Genomic DNA, 25,264 nt, shown 5'->3' on the forward strand with positions numbered 1-25,264 from the left:
TTCCCCTCACTTTCCGCTCTCACTGAGCTTTTCTACGGTGATCTTGGCAGCGTCCTCTTTGCGCAGGGTCAGTTCATACCCCCGGATGCGGATCTCAATGGGATCGCCCAGCGGCGCCATCTTGCGCACCATCAGCTTTGTCTTGGGGGTGATGCCCATATCCAGCAGACGCCGGCGCAGAATGCCTTCCCCGCCCACCGCGGTTACCACAGCACTTTCGCCGATCTTCAGTTCACTCAGTGTCATATTCTATCCCGCCTCGCAATTTAGTCTAAGCTAACTTATCTTACAAAAAAATCCGGCTCTGTTACCATTCTATGTGTCCCGGGCCCTGTAAGAGACCCGGAGCCATACAACTTAGCCTCAGCTAACATTTTATCCACCCCCTATCCGGCTGTCAAGACAGGGCAGGAGGATTTTTACATATTTCGTCAGAAACACAAACCCGGCAGTCTGCGGGAACGGGATTTTGTGCAGTCGGCTGCCGGAGTGCAGAAAGGCGTCCTTCTTCCGGGGAAGAAAGACGCCTGATTGGATTCTGTGAAGGACTGGGTCACACGCCGCCTGAAAGGCCGCAGCCCTGCGCCGGAGGGATCAATAATAGGAAACAGTGACCTGCTTGCCCATTTTCCGGAGGATCTCCGCCAGTTCATCAATCAGTCCCATCTTGATGACAATGCTGATGGGCAGGTCAGGGTTCTGATGGGCGGGATTGATGGCCCGTCCCACAATGAACCGGATGTCGGTGGCCTCCTCAAAGAGCAGCTGGGCAATCCGGGAGGCACCGTCCTTTTTGCCGGCCCAGGCAGTGGAGAGATCCTCGTTCTCCAGGTAGCCCTTGGCGAGCTTGAGCACATGACCGATGGTGATGACCCCTTCGGTCACCAGGTCGATGCCCTGGATCTTCGCCGTGGGCGGGATCTCGGGGTCAAAGTACTCGATGGTGGGAATCAGGGGCTTATCCAGCACCCGGGCCACCAGATTCGAGGTGGTGCCGCCGCAGACAATGGTCTTGCCGCCGCCGTCGAGCAGCTCCTCCACCGCCTTCTGGTCGTCCTCGGGGTGTTCCGGCGGGCCGATCATCAGGCTCACCGTCTGCCGGGGCCGGATGCGGATGGCTGCCACAGTGGTATCGTCTCCCGGGGCATGGTCATAGAGCCGGTCGCACTCCTCGGCTATGATGGTACAGGCCATCTTCGCCGAGAGATCCGGTTCGTACCGGGCCTCCAGATAGTCGATGATGTTGTCCCGCTGCCAGCCGTAGTTGTACATCTTGCCCACGCCGGCATAGAGGGCGCCGTCACTCATGGTGAGGAAAATGTCGTTGGGCTTGACCTTCACCACGCTCTTGATGACCTTCTTGCCGTCGATGACCAGCTCCTCCTGGGGATAGTGGATGGATACGCCGCCCCGGAGCAGGATCACCGAGGGGTTATCGAACTGGAGCAGGGTCATCTCGTCCTGGTGGTTCACCTGCATGACGGTGAAGGTGGAATAGGCCACCTTGCGCACCTTGCAGATGGGCAGGGTACGGGTAACGGTGCGCACGCACTCCTCCACCGGCATGCCGCTTGCCATCATGGTGGCGATGATCTTGGAGGTCAGCGTCGAGAGGATATTCGCCTTGACGCCGCTGCCCAGACCATCTGCCAGTACCAGGGTGGTGCTGTCCTCGAACCGCACGGTTTCCACCCGGTCGCCGCAGAGTTCCTCTCCCTTTTTGATGAGGCTCACATAGCCCACTTCCGCTGTGAGGCCGTTCATCGCTTCACCTCCCCGCCCGGTTCAATGGTATCCTTCAGCCGGGTCAGGGCAATCTTGGTCTCCGCTGTGGTCTCGCCCAGCAGCGAGGCGATCTCCTGTGCCACCCGCATCTGCTTTTCGATCACACGGTCCGCCAGCTCTGCTGTCCGGCGGCGCTCCTTGTCCAGTTCCTGTTCCCGGCGGGTCTCGTCGGTGATGTCCTTGATGATGCTGATCACCAGGTTGTATTCCGGGTCAAAGGCGATGGTCTCCTCCACATACTTGTCATACTCGGGCAGGTAGTGGCGGATGGACCCGTCCGGACGCTCACCGTCAATGGCCTGGAGATATTCCACCGTGCCCAGAATGGCATCGATGGGCATGCCCACCATCTCCCGGGGGCTCTCCATGCCGAACAGCCGGGCTGCCGACTCGTTGGCCTGCTGGATGATCAGCTTGGTATCCATTGCCATGATGGCGTTGGGGGTGTTGTCCAGAATGGCGCCCGAGAAGCTCTCTGCCCTCGCCTTGAGGAAGGGCAGGCACATGGTCAGGTCGGCCTTGCCCTGGCAGACCGCAATGGCCTTTTCCCGGCAGGTGCTGTATCCGCAGGTGCCGCAGTTGAGCTCGTCCTCGGGACGGTACTTGCCCAGCTTGTGCAGGACCTCCTGGATGGCGGTCTCGCCGGGCTTCACCGCGCCCGAACCGATGTACTGCATCGACTTGCGCAGATCGTCTGCCGGCTGGTCGTCAAAGTCCCGGCCGCTCTTGCCGCTGTACTGTTCCACCCGGGTCTTGCAGGTGATGGGCGCGCTGTGGTACCGGTGCATGACCGGGCCACCGATGCAGCTGCCCTCGCAGGCATTCATCTCCACAAAGCAGTTCTGCATGCCGCCCCGCTCGATCTCCTCCAAAGCGTCCATGCACCGGTGCAGGCCGTCGATGGGGATATAGCTGAACCCGTCGTCCAGATCCATCGACCGGATAATGCCTCCCGCTGTGGGGAAGAACCGGCTCCGGGCCTCAGTGCCGTCGGGCTGTTCTCCGGCGGGCAGTTCGATTCCCTCCTCTGCCAGCCAGTCGATGAACTCATCAAAGGTGAGCACACAGTCCACCTGACCGTACTGCTCCGCCTCGTCCTTCTTGGAGATGCAGGGGCCGATGAATACCACGGCGCTGCCCGGTACCCGCTCCTTGATGCTCTTGGCATGGGCGAGCATGGGGGAATCCACCTTCGCCAGATAGGGCAGGGCCTGGGGATAGCGCTTCTGGATCAGCAGGTTGACGCTGTGGCAGCAGGAGGAGATGATGAGCTTGTGTTCTCCCGAGGCGATCATGCGCTCATATTCGGTCTTGACGATCCTGGCACCCCGGGCAGTCTCCTCCACATCGGCAAAGCCCAGTTTGAGAAGCGCCTGACGCATGCCGTCCAGACCGCCCACGCCGAAGTCGGCAATAAAGGAGGGCGCCAGGCTGACGATCACCGGACGGCCCGAGGCGATCAGAGCCCTGGCCTTATCGGTATCCCGGCGGATCTCCTTGGCGCTCTGGGGGCAGGTAACATAGCAGTGTCCGCAGTAGACACACTCCCGCTCGACAATCTGTGCCCGGTTTTCGGAAAACCGGATGGATTTCAGCGCGCATTCCCGGATGCATTTATAACAGCTTTTACAATCCTCTTTTTTGAGGAGCAGCAGTTCACTCATCTCTCAGCTCTCCCAGTATCTCGGTTTCAAATTTTTCATCGAAGTTTTCCGCGTTCACGCCGGTGACCGTCTTTTCCCCGACCCGGACACAGACGCCATCGGTGCAGTTTCCCATACAGAACGATCCCCGGATGTTCACCCGGTCCTCCAGATGCTCCCGGCGGATGCGTTCCTCCATCTTTTCGATCACCGACCGGGACCCTTTGAGATGGCAGGAACTGCCGATGCAGATGTAAATATCCATGGTTCTATCCCTCCGCCTGAATCGTTACAGAATTAACAAGGTTAGTATACCGCAAAAACCACCCGGACGCAAGCGGTTCACTCCCCGCTGATCCAGACGAACCGGGGCCGGGTCTGTCCGTCCCGGGTGACTGTTTCCAGCCACATGGAGGCCGGACGCACCCAGTATCCCCGCTCGCCGTAGAGCGCCTGATAGACCACATATTCCTCGCCGGTTTCACTGTGCCGGGCCAGGCCCAGCACCTGGTATTCGCCGCCCTTGAAGTGCCGCCAGCGTCCCGGATGGATCACCTCGGCGGCAGTGAGTGCCCGGCGGAAGATGCCCACCCCAGCCGGACAGCCGGGGTATTCCTCAGTGCCGGAGAGCACAAAGCCCAGGCTCTCCTGCACCCGGACCGAAGGGATATTGTCCAGGCTCACATAGTTGACCATCTCCCGGGCGCCCAGCAGATCCGCCGCCATGGAAAAGGAGCGGGTCAGCAGTTCCCGGGCATAGCCCCGGTTCCAGTAGGGGCGCCCCAGATAGAGGGTCTGCTCACAGGCTGTCGGCCCGTACCGCCGCAGCACCAGCACGCCGGCAAAGGCGCCGCTCTCCCCCTCCAGCACCGCAAAGGGCAGCCGGTCGGGGTCGTCCAGATAGCCCTGCACCAGCCGGGCCGCCTCCTCCCGGGTGCGCTGCACCCCGCAGTAGAGCTGTCCGCCGATGGCCTCGTCCGACACCAGCTCCCAGACCGCGTCGGTATCCTCCATGCCCAGCGGACGCAGCCGCAGGCGTTCGGTTGTATACTGCATCACAGGTCGATCTCCAGTCCCACCGGGCAGTGGTCACTGCCAAATACATCGGTGTAGATTTTTGCCCCGGTGATCTTTTCCCCGGCGTCCTCGGACACCAGGAAGTAGTCGATGCGCCACCCGGCATTCTTTTCCCGGGCCTTGAACCGGTAGCTCCACCAACTGTAAATCCCCTCGGCATCGGGATAGAGCTTGCGGAAACTGTCCACAAAGCCGCTGTCCAGCAGCTCGGTCATCTTCTGGCGCTCCTCCGGGGTGAAGCCGGCATTCTTGGTATTGGTCTTGGGGTTCTTCAGGTCGATCTCCTTGTGCGCTACATTGAGGTCGCCGCAGACGATCACCGGTTTCTGGGCCTTGAGCTGTCCGAGATAGTCCCGGAACACATCTTCCCACTGGCAGCGGTAGTCCAGTCGGGCCAGTTCCGCCTGGGAGTTGGGGGTGTAGACAGTCACCAGCCAGAACTCCGGATACTCCAGGGTGATGACCCGGCCCTCCTTGTCATGCTCCTCGATGCCCAGGCCGTACCGCACCGAAACCGGCTCCCGCTTGGCAAAGACAGCGGTGCCCGAATAGCCCTTGCGCTCGGCACTGTTCCAGTACTGATGATAGCCGGGGGTATCCACTTCGGCCTGACCGGGCTGCATCTTGGTTTCCTGGATGCAGAAAAAGTCCGCGTCCTCCTGCCGGAAGAAGTCCAGAAATCCCTTGTCCAGACAGGCCCGGATGCCATTGACATTCCATGAGATCAGCTTCATATCCTTCACGCTCCTGTTCCGGGGAAAATTCCCCTGGAGATTGTAATAGTCCGCGCCGGGCAGTCCCGGCGGCATTCTGCCCTCATTATACACTATTGCCAACCGACTTGAACAGGGGGCAGAATGGTTCTTTTTTCCCCGGAATACAGCGGTTCTTTTCGTCAAAACAAGTGACAAAACCGGAAAACCATGCTAATATAATGAGTATTACGAAACTTTTTTGCCTTTTGGAGGAATCATCATGCAGAAATTTCTGACCGGTGCGCTGGCTGCTGTTTCCACCGCCGCACTGTCCGTATCCACCGCTCTTGCTAGTCCGGCCGCCACCCTGCTGCGCACGGAATATGAGCGTCAGCAGCAGGCTCTGCCGCTGTTTGAGCGGGACCATCTCATTGCAGAACCCGGCCTTCTGGTCATTGCCATTCTTCTGGCGATCTATCTGGTCTGGAAGCTGCGCCGGGATATGCGCAAGCGGGACGAGGCAGACCGTCAGTACCGGGAGATGATCGCGGAAGCTGAACGGCTCCAGGCAGAGGAAGATGAGGCCAAAGCTGCTGCCGAAGCCAATGCTGCCCTGGAAGCTGCCGCAGAGGCCGCAGCTGAGGAAACTTCCCCGGTGGTTGCCGCTGAAACCGTGGAGCTGGCGGAGGAAACCGAAGCCGAACTGGAAGCAGCCCAGCCTGAGGAAGATCCGGAAAAGACCGATCGCTGACCCTGCACACAAAAAAGAGCCCTTCCCGATGGGAGGGCTCTTTTCTTTTGGGCTGCGATCCGGCTGTGATGAAGAGCTTACAGCGCGGGAGGAAAACTCCCGCCTGCCTGTCCCTTCCAGCGGTCCAGCAGATCCTGCAGGGTAATCTCCTGCATCTTTTTCTGCATGGCGGTGAAGATCTCATCATAGGGCTCCTGGAGCACCGAGCGAATCCGGCTCCCCACCGGACACTGGGGGGAGGGATTGGGGTGCATACCCAGGAGCTCATGTTTTTCGTCCGATTCCAGGGCTGCATACACATCCCACACCGTGATCTCCTCCGGGCTGCGGAGCAGGACTGCGCCGCCGGTTCCCCGGGCCACCGACAGAATCCCTGCCTTCTGCAGGGCGCCGAACAGATTGCGGATCACCACTGGATTGCTGCCGGTGCTGGCTGCCAGTCCGGTGCTGGTCATCCGCCGCCCGTCAAATACCGCAATGCAGATCAGACAGTGCAGCGCAATGGAACATTTGGTACTGATGCGCATGGTGTTTCACCTCTGATTACAAGATACCATCTTATCGGAAATTTGTAAACTGTTTTGATGTAACCATTGACTTTACATTCAGCCTGTGCTATACTTCAGCCATAAGATGTAATAAATAAATTTACATCAATTCATCTTGCAGGAGGAATCAATCATGCTCAACAAACTCACTGTGCTCTGCTTCAGCCCCACCGGCGGTACTGCCAAGGCTGCCGGCTTCACTGCCTCGGCTCTGGCTGAATCGGTGGAAACTGTCGATCTGCTCCGTCCGGTTACTCCCCGCGTCTTCACCGCGGAGGATACTGTCCTCATTGCCATGCCGGTATTCGGCGGACGGATTCCCGCCTATGCACTGGAGCAGCTCCGGGCCTTCCAGGGCGGCAATGCCAGGGCAGTAACCCTGGCTGTATTCGGCAACCGGGACTTTGACGACGCACTGCTCGAGCTCAACGACGCCGCTGCCGCCGCTGGCTTCAAGGTGATCGCTTCGGCTGCTCCCATCGCCGAGCACTCGATGGTGCGCTCCATCGGCGCCGGCCGTCCCGATGCCCAGGACCAGAAGGAACTGGCTGCCTTTGCCGGTCAGGTGCTGGCAAAGCTGGAAAAGGGCGATGATTCCACCCCCGAAGTTCCGGGCAACCGTCCCTACAAGGAGTCCGAAAACAAGCCCTGGGCGCCGGTGGTATCCGAGGCCTGCATCAAGTGCGGACGCTGCGCCGCCGAATGCCCGGTTGGCGCAATCCCGGCAGACGCTCCCAACACCACCGATGCCAACCGCTGCATCCACTGCATGCGCTGCACCGTAGTCTGCCCGGAGAATGCCCGCTCCCTGGCTGCTCCCATGACCCAGATGCTCACCGGCTTCCTGGGCAAGGTTGCAGGCGGACGGCATGACAACTGCTTCTTCCTGTAAGACGGCAATAAAAAAAGACACCCGGTCGGGTGTCTTTTTTTATTGCTTATTCGGCGGTGCGGCGGCGCAGCAGCGCGGCGGGATTCACTTCCATCACCAGCAGGGAGAGGAAGATGATAGCTCCGCCCACCACCAGATTGACGGTAAGCGGCTCATATCCCAGCAGCACCGAGAAGATGCTGCCCAGCAGTCCCTCGCAGCCGAGGATCACAGCCGCCCGGGCCGGAGAGGTATGCTTCTGGGCATAGGTCTGGGCAAAGAAGGCAAAGGCGGTGCTGAGCAGTCCCATATAGAGGATGGGCATCCAGCCGGCAGCGAAATCCGCCTCGGCGATCTGGGGCAGTTCAAAGGCGAGGGTATAGAGCCCGCCCAGACAGCCAGCGGTGAGCATCTGCAGGAAGGTGAGCTTTTTCACCTCGATGCGTCCGGCAACCCAGCCCAGGTAGGAGATGTGCAGCGAGAATGCCACGGCACAGCACAGCACCAGCAGGTCACCGAAGCCCAGCTGCAGTCCTTCGCCCGGGGAGAGGGTGAGCACCAGGGCGCCCACCAGGCATCCCAGGGCCACCAGCAGCATTTTGCGGGTGGGACGCTGATGGAAGAAGCCCCAGCTCAGAAACGGCACAATAATGACATTGAGCGATGTGAGGAAGGCCGAATTGGAAGGGGTGGTCATACTCTGCCCCATGACCTGCAGCAGGAACGCCATGCCCAGGATCAGCCCGGCTACACAGCCCAGCAGGGCATCCCGCGGGGTGATGGTACGCGCTTCCCGCCGGAAGATGATCCCCATAACCGCTGCCGCAATGAGGAAGCGCAGCGCTACGATCAGCCCGGAGCTGAGCTGGGCATCAATGGCCATCTGGGTCACGGGGAAACCCAGTCCCCAGATCAGTGCCACTGCGGCAAGCATCAGATCCGAAATAAACGCAACCTTGTTTTTCTCCATAAACGACCTCCGTAATTTCAGAAATTGATCCATTCCGGCTCAAAAAAACCGCCCTGTGTTTTCGCACGGACGGCTGGGAGCCAGTCTTTGGATGGGGAATTTTCCCCTGCAATTCTATTTTATCAAAGGGATTTTGGTTCCACAACCCCCTGTTCCACCACAACAACCTGTATACTGTCACGATGGCAGTCCCCATTTCTTGTGGTTTTTCTACCTATCGTTGCCGCCAAAATCCCCGGCCCCAATAGATAGGGGCTGTCCCCTTTCATTATAATATCAGTTTATATCAAATATCAAATATATATATTTTACTTATGCTATTCCGTTGGGTATAATAAACATTGGCGAAAACAGCCATTTCATTCGTTTGTAAAAGAATCTGTTACTGATAAAAAAGGAGTTTACCGCTATGCAGAGGACCATTGGTACCGTTTCCCGCGGCGTTCGCGCACCCATTATCCGTCAGGGCGATGATATTGCCCAGATCGTGATCGACTCGGTTCTGGACGCAGTCAAGGCTGAAAACATCACCCTGCACGACCGGGATGTCATCGCTGTTACCGAGGCCGTTGTAGCCCGTGCTCAGGGCAACTACGCTTCCATCGATGATATTGCCGCTGATGTGCATCAGAAGTATGGCAGCAACACCATCGGACTCATCTTCCCCATCCTGAGCCGGAACCGGTTCAGTGTCTGCCTGAGCGGTATTGCCAAGGGCGCTGCTCTGGGCGGCAGCAAGATCGTGCTGATGTTCAGCTATCCCTCCGATGAGGTGGGCAACCCCCTGGTAAGCCTGGACGCCCTGGATGAGAAGGGCATCGATCCCTGGACCGATGTTCTGGATCTGGCCCGGTACCGTGAGCTGTTCGGCGAGAACAAGCACCCCTTCACCGGTGTGGACTATGTGGCTTACTACTCCGATCTGATCCGTGCCGAGGGCGCTGAGGTCGAGGTTATCTTTGCCAACGATCCCCGTGAGATCCTCAAGCACACCAAGTATGTCCTCAACTGCGATATTCACTCCCGTGCCCGTACCAAGCGCCGTCTGCGTGCTGCCGGTGCTGAGCTGGTATGCGGTCTGGACGATATTCTCACCGCTCCTGTAAACGGCAGCGGCTGCAATGAGAAGTATGGCCTGCTGGGCTCCAACAAGGCCACTGAAACCACTGTCAAGCTCTTCCCCAGAGAGTGCCAGGATGTAGTCCTGAAGATCCAGAAGGGCATCACCGAAGCCACCGGCGCCCATGTGGAAGCCATGGTATACGGCGACGGCGCCTTCAAGGACCCGGTAGGCGGCATCTGGGAGCTGGCTGACCCGGTGGTATCCCCCGCATACACCTCCGGTCTGGAAGGCCGTCCCAACGAGCTGAAGCTCAAGTATCTGGCTGACAACGACTTCGCTGACCTGAGCGGCGATGCTCTGAAGGAAGCCATTCAGAACTCCATCCGTGCCAAGGATCACGACCTCACCGGTGATATGGCTTCGGAGGGCACCACTCCCCGCCGCCTGACCGACCTGATCGGTTCGCTGTGCGACCTGACCTCCGGCAGCGGCGACAAGGGTACCCCCATCATTCTGATCCAGGGTTACTTCGATAACTACGCTGAATAATTTCTCCCTTATCATAGGAAAACAGCCGGGCCTGATGGTCCGGCTGTTTTTCTGCTGCTGGCTTTATTGTGCCCTGACAGCACTGAAGTCGGTGACGATCTTCCGGGCACAGGCCGCCGGGGAATATTCCCACCGGTCGATGTGATCGCCCTGGACAAAGTAGCTCATCTCCCGGGGCGCACCCGGCTGGTCAAAGCTGTCAATGAGGATCAGCTTCACCTTCATGCGGGCGGGATTGAGGCTCTTGATGGTCACTGTGGCCCGCTGCCCCGGATATACCCCCGGACGGGGCTCTGCCAGGCCCGCCAGGTTGGGGGTGAGCTCGATGAAGATGCCATAGTCCTCCACCGACCGCACAATCCCCGGCACTGTGTCCCCGGCACAGAAGGCAGCGGCATTTTCCTCCCAGGTGCCCAGCAGCTCCCGGTGGGTCAGGGTAATGCGGTTCTTCTCGTCCCGGCCCCGGACCACCACCCGGATCTCCTCACCCACCCGGAAGCGGTCGGACGGATGGGCGATCCGGGATACCGAGATGGCGTCAATGGGGAGCAGCGACGCGATCCCGCAGCCGATGTCCACAAAGCAGCCGAAGGGCTCCAGGTGGGTCACCCGGGCGCTGATGATGTCCCCGGGCACCAGGGTGTCCAGATACTCCTCCTGGCAGCGCTGCTGGGCCTGACGGCGGCTCAGCACCGGACGCGGGGTACCATCCGCCAGCTCCTCAAAACCGGTGACCACAAAGCACACCGGTTTGCCCACCCGGGTGAGCAGCGCAATATCCCGGGTGGAGCCGTCCTCCATGCCCAGTGCGCCCTCGTCATGGGGGATCACCCCCTGGATGCCTCCGAGGTCCACCAGCAGATCCGGGCGTGCCCCGCTGATCCGGGCGCCCCAGCCCTCGAGGATCACCCCCTCTGCCATGGCCTCCCGCAGTCCCTCAAGCGATCCGCAATACCGCTGATTGGCAGTGCCGGCAATCTTCCGGCCTTCCGGTTCATAACAGTTCATCTTTCCCATTCCTCCTGTGTGATAGTCCCGCAGCAGACTCCTCCGCTGTTTTATTTGGCTGTTTTCATGTATATTCCAGCGGGGTCCGGGGCATGCTCCAAAGCCCTGAAAAAACTTTTTGGTTTTTTGAAAAAAGCTGTTGACAAATCAGGAATATGTTGCTATAATGATAAAGCTGTCAGTAAGCGATGCCCGATTGTGTAAAGGTAGCACGACAGACTCTGACTCTGTTTGTCTGGGTTCGAATCCTAGTCGGGCAACCACAGCAAAGAAAAAGCACGGTTTATAACCGTGCTTTTTTCGTTATATCCGTCTTTCCCGAAATCCGGTCCGGAGGTGTCCTGTATGAATGAACTCCCCCTTCCCATCTGGTTTTTCCTGCTCTATCCGCTGTGCTGGATCGTCCTGTTCCCGGCGCTGACCCTCTGGAGCAGCCTGCTCTGCCTGGCAGCCTCCCGGCTTGACCGGAACAGCCTTCCCGCTGTCCTGCCCCGGCGTCCATGGCTGCGGCTGGGTGTGCTGGCCTGGGTCTGCCATGTGGGGGCGGCAGGCTGCACCCTCCTCCTGCTCCTGATCCCGCTGAGCCGGTTTGACTTCTTCTTCGGGTTCCCCGGTTCAGCCCTTGCCGCCCTGCCCGGATTCTGCCTCTCCCTCTGGCTGGGAGACCGCCTGATGGAGTGGTACGCCCTCCCCGGCACCGGACGCCGGTTCCGGTGGAGCTTCCTGCTGCTCACCGCTCCCTGGGTGCTGTTCCTGCCGCCGGTCACCATCCTGCTTCCGCCCCCTATGGGCTGATCCCCGCCGGGTCCCGATGACCCGGCTTTTTTGCTGCCCGGCAGACAGTTCATTTTTCCGGCGCTTCCCCATAGAATGGGAGGACAGGAGATGATACCCCATGAATCCTTGCCGGAAACTGCGCTCCCGGCTGCTGGCGGTCGCCGCCATGCTGACACTGGGAGCCATCATGCAGGCGGCTGCTCCGGTCCGGCCTGCCGCTGAACCTGCGGGAGTCCCCCTGGAGCCCCGGACCGTTTATCTCACCTTTGACGACGGCCCCAGCCGCAATACTGAAGCCATTCTCAGCGTCCTGCGGGAGGAGGAGGTTCCCGCTACCTTTTTTGTAACGCTGGCGGAACGGGAGGACTATTCCGATGCCTATGCCGCCCTCTGTGAAAACGGCAGCCGGGTGGCGCTGCACTGTTCTGTTCACGACTATGACCGGCTCTATGAAAGCGCCCGGTCCTACCGGGAGGATCTCCGGGAGCTGGAAGCGGGGCTGCGGGAGCTGGGCATTCCCTATGAAACGCTGGTGCGTCTGCCCGGCGGCAGTCTGAACGCCCAGGCCGATCCCCAGGTGCTCCGGGAGATCCTCACCGGGCTGAGCCGGGACGGGTACACCGTCTTTGACTGGACCGTCACCTCCGGGGACGACGGCGGGGAGGGACAGCCGGTGCCGCTGCCGCCGGAGGAGATCGCCCGGAACGCCCTGGAGCGCGGAGAGGGGCAGTCCTCGCCGGTGATCCTCCTCCATGACAGCCACCCCTTCACCACCACTCCCGAGGCCGTCCGGCAGATTATCCGGGCCTACAAGGCCAGGGGATACCGGTTCGGCGTCCTCACAGCGGACACCCGCCCGCTGGTCTTTTCCGACTGGTGGGACGCCCTGTCCGGGGACTGAGAAAATTTTCCTCAAACCCGTCCCGGAATGATTGCAGCCCAGCCCCCCAAAATGCTATACTGGACACAGGATACCGCACCATGAGGAGGGAAAGCATGAGTATCAAATTTGTCAATACACCGTCGCTGGAGGGAATGGACGCCCAGATCACTCCGGTGGTAGGGGAAAATCCCCTCTGCCGGATTCCATCGGTCCGGGCGCTTTACACCGCTGTGAGCCGTCAGGAGCTGATGGATCACAAGCCCAGCACTGTCCAGGGCTTTGTTCTGGCCTTTGAGGAGGGGCTCAAGAATATTGTCTTTGCCAACCTCGACTGCCGCCACGACCATTTCAAGCTGGTGAATACCGTGGCAGAAGCGGTGCGCACCGCTGTGGAGATGCACTCCCAGAACATCTTTGTCCCGGTGGGAACCGACTTCACCGATGAGGAAGTTTCGCTGATCTGTCAGGGTCTGATGATCGGCGCCTACCGCTTTGATCTCTACAAGACCGAAAAGTCCCCCAAGGTGCGTTTTACCGTCTATTCCGAGCGGGATTACTCGGCTGCGGTGCAGAACGGCAAGATGCTGGGCGAGTGCACCAACCTGGCCCGGGATCTGGTGAACACCCCCGGTTCGGACATGACCCCGGTGGTGCTGGCGCAGAAGGCTGCGGCTCAGGCAGAACTGTGCGGCGTCAAGTATGAGATTTTCGATGAATTCGAGATCGAGAAGATGGGTATGGGCAGCTTCCTGGCAGTGGCCCGGGGCAGTGTCAATCCGCCCCGTCTGATCGTGCTGCGCTATCAGGGCGACCCGGAGAACGACAGCACGGTGGCACTGGTGGGCAAGGGCATCACCTTCGACACCGGCGGCTATGACATCAAGGACGACGAGAGCATGTCCACCATGAAGTCGGATATGGGCGGCGCGGCAGCTGTGATCGGCGCTGTGCTTGCCATTGCCCGGGCAGGCATCAAGGCCAATGTCACCGCGGTGGTGGCTGCCTGCGAAAACCGGGTATCGGGCAATGCCTACCTGCCCGGCGATGTGCTGCGCACCATGTCGGGCAAGACTGTGGAGGTCATCAACACCGATGCCGAAGGCCGTCTGACCCTCATCGATGCCGTGACCTATGCGGTTCAGAAGGAAAATGCCTTCGCAGTTATCGACATCGCCACCCTCACCGGCGGACAGGTGGTTTCGCTGGGCTACCGGTATGCCGCCCTCATCAGCGACAGCAAGGTGCTCACCGAGATGATCCAGAAGGCCTCGGCAGCCTGCGGCGAAAAGGTGTGGCAGATGCCGGCCGATGAACTGTTCCTGGAGCCGATGAAGACCTCCACCATTGCCGACTACCGTCACACCGGCGGCAAGGGCGGCGGCACTATTGCAGCCGGACTGCTGATCCGGGAGTTTGCCGAGGGACGGCACTTTGCCCATCTGGACATCGCTGGCCCCGCCTTCCTGGAGAGCGGGTTCCCCGGCTGGGAGACCGGCGCCACCGGCTATGGCGTGCGTCTGCTCTACCAGACCCTGCGCCTGCTGGCTGAATAATTCTCCCCATCCATGCAAAAAGCCCCGGAGGACGATTCCTCCGGGGTTCTTTTTATATGCCTGCGGCTGGCTTGGGAGCTGCGGGCTGTTTTTTGCCCCGTCCGGGCTTTTCCGGCTGGGGCAGGGTATCGATGAGCCGCCGTGCTGTGAGGCTCAGCGCCCCGGACAGATTGGCAAGGTACAGCACCTGGGAGAACAGATCCTCTGCCTGGCAGTCCTTCATGTTCTCCTGGATAGCCTCTGCCAGCTTTTCCTGGCTGAGCTTCATGCGTTCAAAATCCTCATACCGGGCATGGACTGCCGCGGCGTCGTACCGTCCCTCCCCGGAAAACTCCGGACAGGCGGCAAACAGCCGTCCCACGTCCTCCAGCGACAGACTCTGCTTGAGAGTCTGGATCAGGGTGATCACCAGCAGATGCTCGGGGGTATACTTCTTCCCCACCGGCTTCTGCAGCAGCCGGGCCTTGGAATAGTTGTTGATGATGGTCTTGGTGATGGTTTTCTCCCCCGGCTGCCGGGCTCCGGACTGAAAGCGCTCCTCCAGCATTGCCAGTACCTGATCCATATAGAGGTCCAGCGGCGGCAGATCTCCGGTATGCAGCGGCGTGGTGTCCATTCCCGCCCGCAGCTGTTCCAGCAGTTCCTGTTCCGACATCTTTTTTCCGCTCCTTCCTGTTATGCTTTCTTCTGATCGGTCCCCGGACAGGCTGTCTTTTTCCGCTGCCTGTCCGGCTTACTGGGTTCATTATATCAAATCAGATTAAAAAACGCAATAAGTAGTTTACAAAACTACATAACAGAGTTATAATATCCACAGATATTCGGAAAGGAGAACGGTCAATGCTCTGGTACCATTCGTTTCAATCCGCCCGGGAGCCCATGAGCAGCTATACCCATTTTCTGGGGGTTCTGCTGTTCCTCATCGGACTGCCCCTGTCGGTACTGCTCTATTTTGTCAAAGGCTCCGGCGATCCCCTGCACCTGCTGGCTGCACTGATCTTCTGCTGCTCCACCCTGGCCCTCTATACCACCAGCTGTGTCTACCATTTCAGCCAGGGAACCCCGGCACACATCAACCACCTGCGCAAGCTGGACCATGCCATGATCTATGTGCTCATCGCCGGCAGCTACACCCCCATGCTCATGTCCTTCTATCCCAAAAAGGAGGCCCTGGTATTCAGCCTGATCCTGTGGATCGTCGCCGCTGTGGGCATCGGCGTCAAGGTGTTCTGGTTTTTGCCCCGGTGGGTGTCCACTGCCATCTACCTGCTCATGGGCTGGTCGATCCTCTTTGACCTCGGCCCCCTCACCCGGATTCCCACCGGTGCCATCGTCCTGCTGGCTGCCGGCGGCGTGAGCTACACCATCGGCGGCGTGATCTACGGCCTCAAAAAGCCGGATCTCTTCCGGGCCTTCGGCTTCCATGAGCTGTTCCACTGCTTTGTGCTGCTGGGCTCCCTGCTTCACTACCTGGTGGTGGCTATCTACATTCTGTAAAAAGATTCTTTAATATTACTCTCTGTGTCTGACAGCAAAACAGCCGGTCCCGTATGATGGGAACCGGCTGTTTTCATATTCAGATAATGCTTTTCAATCTTTAGTCAGAAGGCTGCGGGAATATGCAGATCAGTCTATACAGAAATCCCCTGCAAATTCGGACTCCGGACGCTCATCTGCACAAAGACCGAAGCTCAGGCAGTCCACAAACTGCCCATTGGCAAGGCGGCACATACCCCGGTGCAGACCCTCCTGCCGGAATCCCAGATGGCGCAGCAGTCCGGCAGACGCCTGGTTCTGACAGTCGCAGAAGGCTTCGATGCGGTGCAGTCCCACCCGGTCGAATCCGTAGTCCAGTACCGCCTGGACTGCTTCGCTGCCATACCCCTGCTGCCAGAAGGCGGAGCCCAGGCTGTATCCCAGTTCCGCCCGCTCGTCCATCAGGTCCTTGACCGTCAGGCTCACCCCGCCGATGACATCGCCATGGCTCTTGCGGGTGACCGCCCAGTGCAGACAGTGGGGATCATGGTATTCCCGTGCCCAGCGCGCCACCACCTGTTCGGTGATGAGCGGATAGCTGTGGGCACTCCATTTGAGATAGGTGGTTACACTGGCATCACTGCACCAGTTGCGGAAGGCACTTTTCCCGTCCCCTTTGGCAAACCGCCGCAGGATCAGCCTGGGGGTTTCGATGGTCTGTGTTCCAATGGCTGTCAGCACGCTTTTCTTGCACTCCTTTGGGTCAAAAAACTCACCCGGTTATTTTATCACAAAACCCGCTGTTTTACAAATCGGCCTCACCGCCCCAGGAACAATCCCACAGCGGCGGCACTCAGACAGATCCCCGCCAGATCTGCCAGCAGGGCCGCAGGCAGACAGTGCCGGGTATTGCGCACCTTTGTGGCGCCGAAGTACAGGGCGATGGTGTAGAAGGTGGTTTCGGTGGAGCCCATGAGTACGCTGGCGGTGCGCCCGATGAAGCTGTCCGGGCCGAACCGGGTGAGGATATCCTCAAACAGCGCCAGCGCTCCGCTGCCCGAAACCGGACGCAGCAGCGCCATGGGCAGCAGTTCCCCCGGGAGCCCCAGCTGTTCTGTCGCCGGGGCAAAGACGGAGCAGAGCAGCTCCAGCGCCCCGGAAGCCCGGAGCATGGTGACTGCCGTCACCAGGGCAATCAGGGAGGGCAGGATCTCCCCAGCGGCTGTGAGCCCCCTGGCAGCGCCGGTACGGAAGGCGGCAAACACATCCACCCCCTGCACAGCGCCCCAGCAGAGAATTCCGCAGAACAGAAGCGGAAGCAGCAGGTCAGCGGCCATGGGATTCCCTCCGTTCCAGCAGGGCGGCAGCCAGGAGGCCGCAGCTCACCGAGAGCAGCGAGGTCAGCCACACTGCCGGCAGGATCTCCAGCGGCGCTGCCGACCCATGCTGGGCCCGCAGCAGAGCGATGGTCGCCGGGAGCAGCTGGAAAGAGGCGGTATTCAGCACCACAAACCGGATCATGCTGCCGCTGGCGTCCGGTCCCGGGCCCTGGAGCTGCTCCATTTCCCGCATGGCTTCCAGACCCGAGGGGACTGCTGCCTCTCCCAGCCCCAGCAGATCGGCAGTGAGGTTCATGGAGATGGCGCCCATGGCAGGGCTGTCCGGGGGCAGGTCAGGGAAAAGCCGCCGGGTAATGGGCAGCAGAGCCTGACTCAGTGCCCGGGTCAGACCGCTCTGGACCGCCACCTCCATGGCACCCGACCAGAGGCAGAGTCCGCCCACCAGCCGCAGCATGAGCGAAACCGCGTCACTTCCGCCGGTGAGAAGGGCATCCGAAAGGGCAGAAAGGTTCCCTTGCAGCAGGGCACAGCCCAGAGCAAAGGCAGTCATACCGGCAAACAATACGGACATCATTGTGTTTCCCCGGCACCTCCTCTCATAGATCCTCCAAAAAAGAACGATGCTTATCTATATGTTTTCAAAAACTTCAATATTCCCCTGATAAACTTTCAAACTCTATTCATATACTTTGGTTGACAGTATTTGTAAGAATCTGTATACTTAAATCTGTAAATCGCAAAAACTGTCAGATCGTATACGCGGAATTTTTCCATTGGTATCCGCGTACTGGAAAGGGTGAAATCTATGAAATCTACTGGTATTGTCCGCAAGGTGGATGATCTGGGACGTATTGTACTTCCCATTGAGCTCCGTCGCACTCTGGACATCAACGAACGGGATTCCATCGAAATTTTTGTGGACGGGAATCAGATTGTACTGAAAAAGTATTCTCCTTCCTGCATTTTCTGTGGGGAAGCCGATGATGTCCGGGAATTCAAGGGCAAACTCGTCTGCTCGAAATGTATTGGTGAACTCTCTGGCAAGTAACTGGATCGGTCCATGATCCGGGAGCCTGTCTGGTGGGTTCTGTTCAGCCAGCCGGTTCCGTTTGAGCCGGCTGGCTTTTATATATAAATCCGTACTGAAAAACGGTCCTGTTCTGTATGGAACAGGACCGTTTTCTGTGTATTTATTCGGAAATGGAAAATTCTGCCGCTGCTGTGATCTCCCCGCCTGCACCATAGAATTCCTTGACAACCCGATAATGTCCCGCAGGCAGATGTTCCCGGTATTCCTCCGGCGCAATATTTTCACTGTTGATTCCATCCGGCTGAAGCATTACCCCGATGGAGGTAAAATAGAGTTCCTCCTCCGCCGGAAGAATATACCACTGGTCATCCAGGTATACTTCCAGGCGATATTCCGAACCATAGGTGTATTCTTCCCCGGTGTGGTTGGTGATCACCAGGCTCAGTTCACTGGGTACTGACCGGAACTCCTCCTGAGAAAGACGCATGGTCACATCGGAACTGAGTTCTCCCACAGTGGATTGTTCCAAGGTATTGGGGTCAAAATGATCTGATTTTCCACAGGATACCAATGCCATCAAAACCATCCCTACCGCTGCAGCGGAAATCCACTTTCTCATTGCTGAAATCCTCCTGTGTTCCAAAAAGCCGGGATTTCTCTACCCCGGCTGCATTCCGTATTAACAGTGCTGGATTCCGGCAGAATTATTGCAAAAAAGCGGCCCCACAGGAAAAATCCTGTGAGGCCATTTTTAGGAGAAAAAGAAACGAACAGGAAATCATATCCGCCAAACCGGTCAATAAGTTGGAGAGAACCGGCTGGTGAACATTCGACGGTGATCTCCTCTGTTTCTCCCATATTTATACCCAAAAACACTTGCTCTTGCATGGCCTTTTTGGGATCTATGGGCTGCCAGCTTTGCTCCGGGGAGAGCCATGGATCTCTCCCCAGGGGAAAACAGGCAGCCCGCCTGTTTTCCTGCCGATGCACTGAAATGCTGTCAGCATCAATGGATCAAACCAAGCCACGATATTTTGCGAAGCAAAACTCGCTGCGTGGATAAATCCATTGGATAAAGCCACGACATTTTGAGCGTCAGCTCAAAATTCGCAGAAACTACCCTAAGCCTCGATGTTTTGCGAAGCAAAACTCGCTGCGTGGATAAATCCGTTAGGATTTATCTACCAGTATCAGGGTTGTCCTTGCCACCGTCGGTGGTGCTGGAAGAAGTATCCTCAGTTACGGTCTTCTCATCCAGCTCTACGTCAGAGATGACATACTTGGTCAGCTTGCGGGTCTTGAACTCCCAAGCCTCGTAGTCCTCGTTCCAGGTAGCGTCGATAGCCTTAGCGCCGTCCTCGGTTACCTCGTATACGAAGGTGTCCTTGTCCTCAGCGTAGATGTACATAGTACCGTTCTTGTTGAAGGAAGGAGTACCCTCGAACTCCAGGAAGGACAGATTAGCGTAGTTGTACATAGCGCCGAAGTCCTTATCAAAGTCGGTGTTGAAGGCCATGTTCAGCTTGCCCTGGCTGGATACATCAACGGTGAAGGTAGCAACAGTACCAACAGCTGCATCGAAGTCGATATCGATCTCACCAGCAGACTTATCGAAGGAAACGATACCATCGTTGGTATCCAGAGTGCCACCGCTGAAGTTGGTGCTGGTGTAGCTATCATCCGAATTGGGCATGTAGCTCAGCTCAACCTTCATAGAGTTGCCCTTCTTGGCAGTGGTGCTGCTTGTGCCAGCCTGGATAGTACCAGCCAGGTCTACAGCCTTGTTGCCATTGTTTTCAGGCAGAGTGATAACGGCGCAGTAAACATACTCGTCGTTAGAAAGGCCATTCAGGACACCACCAGCAAACTTAACCAGTTCGAAGTCTACTTCAGCGTCGCCAACCTTCCAGTCAACCTTGAAGGAAGCCTTCTTGTAGTCTACATCCTTGGTGTACCACTGTACCTTATCGCCGCTATCATACTCGCCAACCTTGGAACCATCTGTGTCATCATCCCATACAATCAGCGGGATAGCCAGGCGGTTACCACCCTCAAACTTAGTACCAGAGGTAACCTTACCGTCTACCACATTCTCAGCTCTGGAGCTGTCCAGCTTATATACAGCTGTTACTGAGGAATCAGCAGTTGTCCAACCGGCAGTAGAGTCGGGCTGAATACCCACCTGAATACCATCGGGATCCTGGTCAAAGGTAGCAGCGAAGGCAACGGTTGCCATGCTGGCTGTCATGATAGCAGCCAGGGCAAGAGCAAAAATCTTCTTCATTTTTGTTTTCCTCCTAATAATAGGTTTATTTTGAAAAAAGCGGCCGGGCTTTCCAGCCGCCTTCTCCAACAAAACTATCTCTTTTTCAGGTCTTTGCCCGGCAGATGCCGCGCCTAAGACCCCGGACAGCTTATCCGTCATAAGCTATCCGCAAAATTCGCAGGTGGATAAGCGAAGCTTATCTACCAGTATCGGGATTGGGCTTGTCGCCATCGGCATCGGTGTTGGAACCGCTGGAAGTGCTGCTGGAAGAATCGTTATCCAGCTTTACAGAGGTATCCAGCTCCATATCGGAAATGACATAAGAAGCCAGCTTTCTGGTGCGGATGTGCCATGCGCCCTCATCCTCATCGTACTTAGCGCCGTTTACTTCCTTGATGCCATCCTCGGTTACCTCATACAGGAAGGTGTCCTCATCAGCAGTGATGTACAGGTCACCAGTGCGGTTGGCAGCAGGAGCAGCAGTCCAGGTGATGAAGTCAATGTTAGCCTTGGGGAACAGATCAGCAATTTCCTTGTTGAACTTGGTGGTGTAAGCAAGGTTCAGAGCGCCCTGACCCTGAGCATTGAAGGTGAACCAGGCATCTTCGTTCTCGCCGAAGTAGATGGTAACTTCCTCAGCATCAGGATCAAACTTTACAGCACCGTTTGCATCGGGATCGATGGTAACTTCATCCTCAACGCTGAGGAAGTTTTTGCTGCTGTCATACAGACGGTTGGTCAGGGACATATCAACAGGCAGCCGGGTGCCGTTCTTCTCGGCGCTGTTCTTGGTGGTGCCCAGGTACAGAGTACCAGCCAGATCCAGTTCCTTGGTGGTGATATCGTCCTTGGTCTTAACCTCTACCCAATAGGTGTAGGAAGAAGAATTACGGATTTCTACAGTCTTATCAATGGTAGAAACTGTGCCCTTGATTGTGGCCTCAGCAGCAGTCTTGGTAACAACAGCATCGCTATTGGCGGGTGCCTTACCTGCTACATAATCATCAGCGTCTACGGGTTCAACACCAGTAAAGGTATAAGCACCGCCACTTGCAGCTGCGAATTCTGTATCAGTATCATCCAAAGCAAGCAGATTTGTGATTGTGCCTACAGTTGCTGTATCAATGCTCAGAGACTTAGTGGAGTTAACGAAGTAATCTTCCTGGTTGTGGACACCACTTGTGGTATACGAACCCAGACCATTTGTGTCGCTGTCATTGACTGTTGCATTGGCAGTACCTGTACCAACTGCCCAGTCAGCATGATCTGTCAGCAGTGCTTCCAGACCTTCCTTGGTATCAGCGTAGTACTTGTTGTTATATACAAAACCACTTGTAGGATTTGTGTATTCGGACTCCAGGGCAGCAGCCAGTACATCTGCCGGCAGCTTGTTGCCCACCTCGGCGCCCGATGTAAGCTTAGTACCCGGAATATCAAAGGTTTTTGCGGTAGCGAAGTAGCCAGTTCCGCTAACAGTGTAGGTGTAACCGGTTACCTTGGAGTTACCCTTCTTGTAGATTACATCAATATCCTCGATGTACTCCTTGCCCAGCTTCCAGTCAGCATAGACATTGATGCGGTCGCGCTCCTTATCGGTGATGCCGTTGCCATCATCTGCGCCATCCTTCAGCAGGAAGTACAGGCTGTCGCCAGGATTTACAACACCGTCATCCAGAACGAGCAGACCATCGTCATTCTCCTCATAGGCAGCAGCGGTTGTGAATACCAGTGCCTGATCCTTTTTGGTGGCTTCAGCGAAAGCAGCGGTGGTAGTACCAGCAGCCATCAGAGCAGCCAGGGTCAGAGCCATGATCTTCTTTGTGTTCATTGCTTTTTCCTCCATTTTAATAAGTTTCAACACAGGTTCCCCCGTCCGGGAACTCTCTGTCGTAATGCAATTATACCCCCCCGGCACCTTGTCAACCCTTTTTTGAAGCATTTTTGTAATTTTTTTGTAATTTTCTCAGCCTGTTCTGCAAAATTGCAGTTTTAGATTCAAATTCTTGCTGTATCCTGGGATTTTCTGCTGATTTTCGCCAGATTTATGCCGTGTTTCCTGCAAAATTTACAAAAATCTGTCGCCTTGGTTTTGCACTTTGTGGAAAACTTTTTCCGGAAAACCGCTTCCTTTCGCCTTTGAAGCATAAAAAAAGCACTCAGTCCCATAGGGACTGAGTGCTTCAGTATCAATTCTTGGATTTTTACTTTTCAGCCGGAGCTTCCGGGCGTGAGTCCGCATTAGCGGACTCATCAGCTACGCCTGCCTTGGCAGGCGCAGCGGTTACACGCACCTGTACGGTGAGCAGCATCTTGATGGTATCCTCCCGGATCAGATCCACCATCTGGTTGAACATCTCGCCGCTTTCCATACGGAACTCAATGACCGGATCACGCTGAGCATAGCTGCGCAGATAGATACCCTTCTTGAGATCTTCCATGGCGTCGATATGATCCATCCACTTGGCGTCTACATTCTTGAGCAGGATCACACGCTCCAGTTCCCGCATGAGCTGCGGACCAAACATCGCTTCCCGCTTGGTATAGAGCATGTGCAGACGCTCCCGCAGGAAGTCCTTGAGCTTTTCAGGCTGTACCTGAGCCTTCTCCTCATCGGTCGCATAGACCATCTCATCCTTGGTGATGGCCCAGCCCAGGAAGAAGTCCCGCAGACCATGGAGATTCCAGTCATGATAATCGTCCGAAGTACCAATGAACCGATCCACTGTTTCACCCACAGTATCGTCCACCATCTTGCTGATGACAGCCGAAATATCTACGCCGTCCAGCACCTGCTGACGCTGCTTGTAGATGACTTCACGCTGACGGTTGGCAACATCGTCGAACTGCAGTACATTCTTACGGATGGCAAAGTTCCGGCCTTCTACCTTGGCCTGAGCACTCTCAATGGTATTGGAGAGCATCTTGGCACCGATCGGCACATCCTCTTCCACCTTGAGGGAATTCATCATGGCCTGGATACGGTCACCGCCGAAGAGCCGCATGAGATCATCTTCCAGCGACAGATAAAAACGGGTTTCACCCGGGTCACCCTGACGGCCGGAACGACCGCGCAGCTGGTTATCAATACGACGGGACTCATGCCGTTCTGTACCAATGATGAACAGACCGCCGGCTTCCCGGACCTTTTCCGCCTCAGGACGGATGGCTTCCTTATGCTTCTGAAGCAGGTCGGCATAGGTCTTGCGCAGAGCCAGAACCTCTTCATCATCGGTATCAAAGTAGCTGGTCGCTACCGAGATCTGCTCGTCCTCATAGCCAGCCTTCTTCATATCATGCTTAGCCATGAATTCCGCATTACCGCCCAGCATAATATCGGTACCACGGCCTGCCATATTGGTGGCGATGGTCACAGCACCCAGCTTACCAGCCTGGGCTACGATCTCCGCTTCCTTCTCATGGAACTTGGCGTTCAGCACAGTGTGCTTGATGCCGCGGCGATCGAGCATCTGGGAGAGCAGTTCCGACTTCTCAATGGAAACAGTACCTACCAGCACCGGCTGACCCTTCTTATGGCACTCGACGATCTGATCGATCACAGCATGGTACTTGCCCTTGGCTGTGGTGTAGACAAAATCATCATAGTCCTTACGGATGACCGGACGGTTGGTGGGGATCTCAATGACATCCAGGTTATAGATCTCCCGGAACTCACTTTCCTCAGTGGCAGCGGTACCGGTCATACCGGACAGCTTGTTGTACAAACGGAAGTAGTTCTGGAAGGTGATGCTTGCCAGAGTCTTGGACTCCTTGGCAACAGTTACGCCTTCCTTGGCTTCGATCGCCTGATGCAGACCTTCGTTGTACCGGCGTCCGATCATCAGTCGGCCGGTGAACTCGTCCACGATGATGATCTGATCATCCTTGACTACATAGTCCACATCCCGCTGCATCAGACCATTGGCACGGATTGCCTGGTTGATGTGGTGCAGCAGAGTCATATTCTCGGGGTCCATGAGGTTCTCTACGCCAAAGTACCGCTCTGCCTTGGCAACACCATCCTGGGTAAGGGTGGCACTGCGGGCCTTTTCATCCACGATGTAATCACCGTCCAGTACGGCGTCATTATCCTCCTTGGCATCCATTTCCGCTACACGGCAGACCTTCAGGCTCTTGGCAAACCGGTCTGCCAGCGTATACAGCTCCGAAGAATTATCGCCCTGACCCGAAATGATCAGAGGAGTACGGGCTTCATCAATCAGGATGGAGTCCACCTCATCGACAATGGCAAAGAAATGGCCCCGCTGTACCTGACGGTCCTTGGAAGTTACCATGTTATCCCGCAGGTAGTCAAAGCCGAATTCATTGTTGGTACCGTATGTGATGTCGGCAGCGTAAGCCTTCCGGCGCTGGGCACTGTCCAGACCATTGACAACCAGACCGGTTGTCAGGCCCAGATAGCCATAAACTTTGCCCATCCATTCCGAGTCACGCTTTGCCAGATAGTCATTGACAGTAACTACATGCACACCCTTGCCTGCCAGCGCATTCAGATAACAGGCCAGAGTTGCCACCAGGGTTTTACCTTCACCGGTCTTCATTTCCGCAATGCGTCCCTGATGCAGCACCAGCGAACCCAGGATCTGAACCGGGAAATGCTTCATTTCCAGCACACGCCAGCTGGCTTCCCGACAGGTGGCAAAAGCCTCAGGCAGAATATCGTCGAGGGTTTCACCATTTGCCAGACGCGCCTTGAGCTTGTCTGTCATACCACGGAGTTGGGCATCACTCATGGCAGCAAACTCATTTTCCAGCGCCAGTACCTTATTGACTGTAGGCTGGAGCCGCTTTATTTCTTTCTGTGAGTAGTTACCGAAAACCTTCTCAAGAAATCCCATTCAATCACCTCTTACATCTATGTGAAAAACACCGCTGGGACGCAGTGCGGCCAAACAATATAGCCAAACAACATACTATTTTACAATCTATTCCTGCCTTTGTCAAACGAAGCGGGGGATTGT

26 protein-coding genes and 1 tRNA gene are annotated in these 25,264 nt (G+C 56.9%); 9 read left to right on the top strand and 18 right to left on the bottom strand.

The features are described 5' to 3' along the window. Window positions 1-6: 6 nt before the first annotated feature. From H9X81_RS01615 to H9X81_RS01640, 6 genes are all read right to left on the bottom strand, one after another. Window positions 7-246 (bottom strand): FeoA family protein, encoded by a 240-nt coding sequence (locus H9X81_RS01615; protein WP_177504586.1) that lies wholly within the window; start codon window positions 244-246, stop codon window positions 7-9. Window positions 247-594: 348 nt separating this feature from the next. Continuing rightward, window positions 595-1,764 (bottom strand): SpoIIE family protein phosphatase, encoded by a 1,170-nt coding sequence (locus tag H9X81_RS01620; protein ID WP_177504584.1) that lies wholly within the window; start codon window positions 1,762-1,764, stop codon window positions 595-597. Next, the gene (locus H9X81_RS01625; RefSeq protein ID WP_204719339.1) at window positions 1,761-3,449 is read right to left on the bottom strand and encodes a [Fe-Fe] hydrogenase large subunit C-terminal domain-containing protein; all 1,689 of its coding nucleotides are present in this window, start codon (window positions 3,447-3,449) and stop codon (window positions 1,761-1,763) included. Before H9X81_RS01625 ends, H9X81_RS01620 begins: the two co-directional genes overlap by 4 nt. Continuing rightward, window positions 3,442-3,693 carry a (2Fe-2S) ferredoxin domain-containing protein gene (locus H9X81_RS01630; protein WP_177504580.1) on the bottom strand — a complete coding sequence of 84 codons (252 nt, stop codon included), beginning with the start codon at window positions 3,691-3,693 and terminating at the stop codon, window positions 3,442-3,444. The genes H9X81_RS01625 and H9X81_RS01630 overlap by 8 nt, the downstream gene beginning before the upstream one ends. A gap of 77 nt (window positions 3,694-3,770) precedes the next feature. Continuing rightward, window positions 3,771-4,484 (bottom strand): GNAT family N-acetyltransferase, encoded by a 714-nt coding sequence (locus H9X81_RS12065; RefSeq protein ID WP_430673025.1) that lies wholly within the window; start codon window positions 4,482-4,484, stop codon window positions 3,771-3,773. Then, window positions 4,484-5,239, bottom strand: coding sequence for an exodeoxyribonuclease III (locus tag H9X81_RS01640; RefSeq protein WP_191392402.1), 756 nt, complete (start codon window positions 5,237-5,239; stop codon window positions 4,484-4,486). Before H9X81_RS01640 ends, H9X81_RS12065 begins: the two co-directional genes overlap by 1 nt. 241 nt (window positions 5,240-5,480) lie before the next feature. On the opposite strand from H9X81_RS01640, the gene H9X81_RS01645 reads away from it, so the two are divergent. Next, a complete protein-coding gene (locus tag H9X81_RS01645) occupies window positions 5,481-5,951 on the top strand; it encodes a hypothetical protein (protein WP_204719340.1) in 471 nt (156 codons plus the stop codon). A gap of 77 nt (window positions 5,952-6,028) precedes the next feature. On the opposite strand, the gene H9X81_RS01650 is transcribed toward H9X81_RS01645, so the two are convergent. After that, the gene (locus H9X81_RS01650; RefSeq protein WP_204719341.1) at window positions 6,029-6,478 is read right to left on the bottom strand and encodes an Rrf2 family transcriptional regulator; all 450 of its coding nucleotides are present in this window, start codon (window positions 6,476-6,478) and stop codon (window positions 6,029-6,031) included. Window positions 6,479-6,632: 154 nt separating this feature from the next. Here H9X81_RS01650 and H9X81_RS01655 point away from each other — a divergent pair, with 154 nt between their 5' ends. Further along, complete coding sequence (locus H9X81_RS01655) at window positions 6,633-7,391, top strand: 4Fe-4S binding protein (RefSeq protein ID WP_204719342.1); 759 nt, start codon at window positions 6,633-6,635, stop codon at window positions 7,389-7,391. Between the two features lie 46 nt (window positions 7,392-7,437). Here H9X81_RS01655 and H9X81_RS01660 read toward each other — a convergent pair whose 3' ends face one another. After that, complete coding sequence (locus tag H9X81_RS01660; RefSeq protein WP_191392398.1) at window positions 7,438-8,340, bottom strand: DMT family transporter; 903 nt, start codon at window positions 8,338-8,340, stop codon at window positions 7,438-7,440. A gap of 409 nt (window positions 8,341-8,749) precedes the next feature. Between H9X81_RS01660 and H9X81_RS01665 the strand changes: the two genes are divergently transcribed. Further along, window positions 8,750-9,952 carry a coenzyme F420-0:L-glutamate ligase gene (locus H9X81_RS01665; protein WP_177504568.1) on the top strand — a complete coding sequence of 401 codons (1,203 nt, stop codon included), beginning with the start codon at window positions 8,750-8,752 and terminating at the stop codon, window positions 9,950-9,952. A gap of 63 nt (window positions 9,953-10,015) precedes the next feature. Here H9X81_RS01665 and H9X81_RS01670 read toward each other — a convergent pair whose 3' ends face one another. Continuing rightward, a complete protein-coding gene (locus H9X81_RS01670; protein WP_204719343.1) occupies window positions 10,016-10,960 on the bottom strand; it encodes a S1 RNA-binding domain-containing protein in 945 nt (314 codons plus the stop codon). Window positions 10,961-11,149: 189 nt separating this feature from the next. Between H9X81_RS01670 and H9X81_RS01675 the strand changes: the two genes are divergently transcribed. The 4 genes from H9X81_RS01675 to H9X81_RS01690 all read left to right on the top strand — a co-directional run bounded on the left by H9X81_RS01675 (window position 11,150) and on the right by H9X81_RS01690 (window position 14,173). Then, window positions 11,150-11,223: transfer RNA gene (locus tag H9X81_RS01675), tRNA-Gln, on the top strand. A gap of 82 nt (window positions 11,224-11,305) precedes the next feature. After that, complete coding sequence (locus tag H9X81_RS01680) at window positions 11,306-11,755, top strand: hypothetical protein (protein ID WP_204719344.1); 450 nt, start codon at window positions 11,306-11,308, stop codon at window positions 11,753-11,755. A gap of 100 nt (window positions 11,756-11,855) precedes the next feature. Next, the gene (locus tag H9X81_RS01685; protein ID WP_204719345.1) at window positions 11,856-12,638 is read left to right on the top strand and encodes a polysaccharide deacetylase family protein; all 783 of its coding nucleotides are present in this window, start codon (window positions 11,856-11,858) and stop codon (window positions 12,636-12,638) included. A 95-nt stretch (window positions 12,639-12,733) separates the two neighbouring features. Then, on the top strand, window positions 12,734-14,173 hold the full coding sequence (locus H9X81_RS01690) for a leucyl aminopeptidase family protein (protein ID WP_204719346.1): 1,440 nt from the start codon (window positions 12,734-12,736) through the stop codon (window positions 14,171-14,173). A gap of 52 nt (window positions 14,174-14,225) precedes the next feature. On the opposite strand, the gene H9X81_RS01695 is transcribed toward H9X81_RS01690, so the two are convergent. Further along, a complete protein-coding gene (locus H9X81_RS01695; protein ID WP_204719347.1) occupies window positions 14,226-14,828 on the bottom strand; it encodes a DUF1836 domain-containing protein in 603 nt (200 codons plus the stop codon). A 185-nt stretch (window positions 14,829-15,013) separates the two neighbouring features. Here H9X81_RS01695 and trhA point away from each other — a divergent pair, with 185 nt between their 5' ends. After that, complete coding sequence (trhA, locus tag H9X81_RS01700) at window positions 15,014-15,670, top strand: PAQR family membrane homeostasis protein TrhA (RefSeq protein ID WP_204719348.1); 657 nt, start codon at window positions 15,014-15,016, stop codon at window positions 15,668-15,670. 129 nt (window positions 15,671-15,799) lie between these two features. Here the strand turns inward: trhA and H9X81_RS01705 are convergent, their stop codons facing one another. The 3 genes from H9X81_RS01705 to H9X81_RS01715 form a co-directional block, all read right to left on the bottom strand. Then, on the bottom strand, window positions 15,800-16,390 hold the full coding sequence (locus H9X81_RS01705) for a GNAT family N-acetyltransferase (RefSeq protein WP_204719349.1): 591 nt from the start codon (window positions 16,388-16,390) through the stop codon (window positions 15,800-15,802). Between the two features lie 77 nt (window positions 16,391-16,467). Further along, the gene (locus H9X81_RS01710) at window positions 16,468-16,986 is read right to left on the bottom strand and encodes a spore maturation protein (protein WP_204719350.1); all 519 of its coding nucleotides are present in this window, start codon (window positions 16,984-16,986) and stop codon (window positions 16,468-16,470) included. Continuing rightward, window positions 16,976-17,563, bottom strand: a complete 588-nt coding sequence (locus H9X81_RS01715; RefSeq protein WP_204719351.1) for a nucleoside recognition domain-containing protein — start codon at window positions 17,561-17,563, stop codon at window positions 16,976-16,978. Before H9X81_RS01715 ends, H9X81_RS01710 begins: the two co-directional genes overlap by 11 nt. A 231-nt stretch (window positions 17,564-17,794) precedes the next feature. Between H9X81_RS01715 and H9X81_RS01720 the strand changes: the two genes are divergently transcribed. Then, window positions 17,795-18,037, top strand: a complete 243-nt coding sequence (locus H9X81_RS01720; protein WP_177504547.1) for an AbrB/MazE/SpoVT family DNA-binding domain-containing protein — start codon at window positions 17,795-17,797, stop codon at window positions 18,035-18,037. A 142-nt stretch (window positions 18,038-18,179) separates the two neighbouring features. On the opposite strand, the gene H9X81_RS01725 is transcribed toward H9X81_RS01720, so the two are convergent. The 5 genes from H9X81_RS01725 to secA all read right to left on the bottom strand — a co-directional run bounded on the left by H9X81_RS01725 (window position 18,180) and on the right by secA (window position 25,141). Beyond that, on the bottom strand, window positions 18,180-18,548 hold the full coding sequence (locus tag H9X81_RS01725) for an immunoglobulin-like domain-containing protein (RefSeq protein WP_204719352.1): 369 nt from the start codon (window positions 18,546-18,548) through the stop codon (window positions 18,180-18,182). Window positions 18,549-18,634: 86 nt separating this feature from the next. Next, window positions 18,635-19,009, bottom strand: coding sequence for a hypothetical protein (locus tag H9X81_RS01730; RefSeq protein ID WP_204719353.1), 375 nt, complete (start codon window positions 19,007-19,009; stop codon window positions 18,635-18,637). 187 nt (window positions 19,010-19,196) lie between these two features. Beyond that, a complete protein-coding gene (locus tag H9X81_RS01735) occupies window positions 19,197-20,303 on the bottom strand; it encodes a hypothetical protein (protein WP_204719354.1) in 1,107 nt (368 codons plus the stop codon). 178 nt (window positions 20,304-20,481) lie between these two features. Beyond that, window positions 20,482-22,113: a hypothetical protein gene (locus H9X81_RS01740; RefSeq protein WP_204719355.1), complete on the bottom strand. Its 1,632-nt coding sequence runs from the start codon at window positions 22,111-22,113 to the stop codon at window positions 20,482-20,484. A 373-nt stretch (window positions 22,114-22,486) separates the two neighbouring features. After that, entirely contained in the window at window positions 22,487-25,141 is a 2,655-nt protein-coding gene (gene secA, locus H9X81_RS01745) for a preprotein translocase subunit SecA (RefSeq protein ID WP_204719356.1), read from the bottom strand. Window positions 25,142-25,264 lie beyond the last annotated feature (123 nt).

Source organism: Hydrogenoanaerobacterium saccharovorans, assembly GCF_016901815.1.
Classification (GTDB): domain Bacteria; phylum Bacillota; class Clostridia; order Oscillospirales; family Ruminococcaceae; genus Avimicrobium; species Avimicrobium caecorum.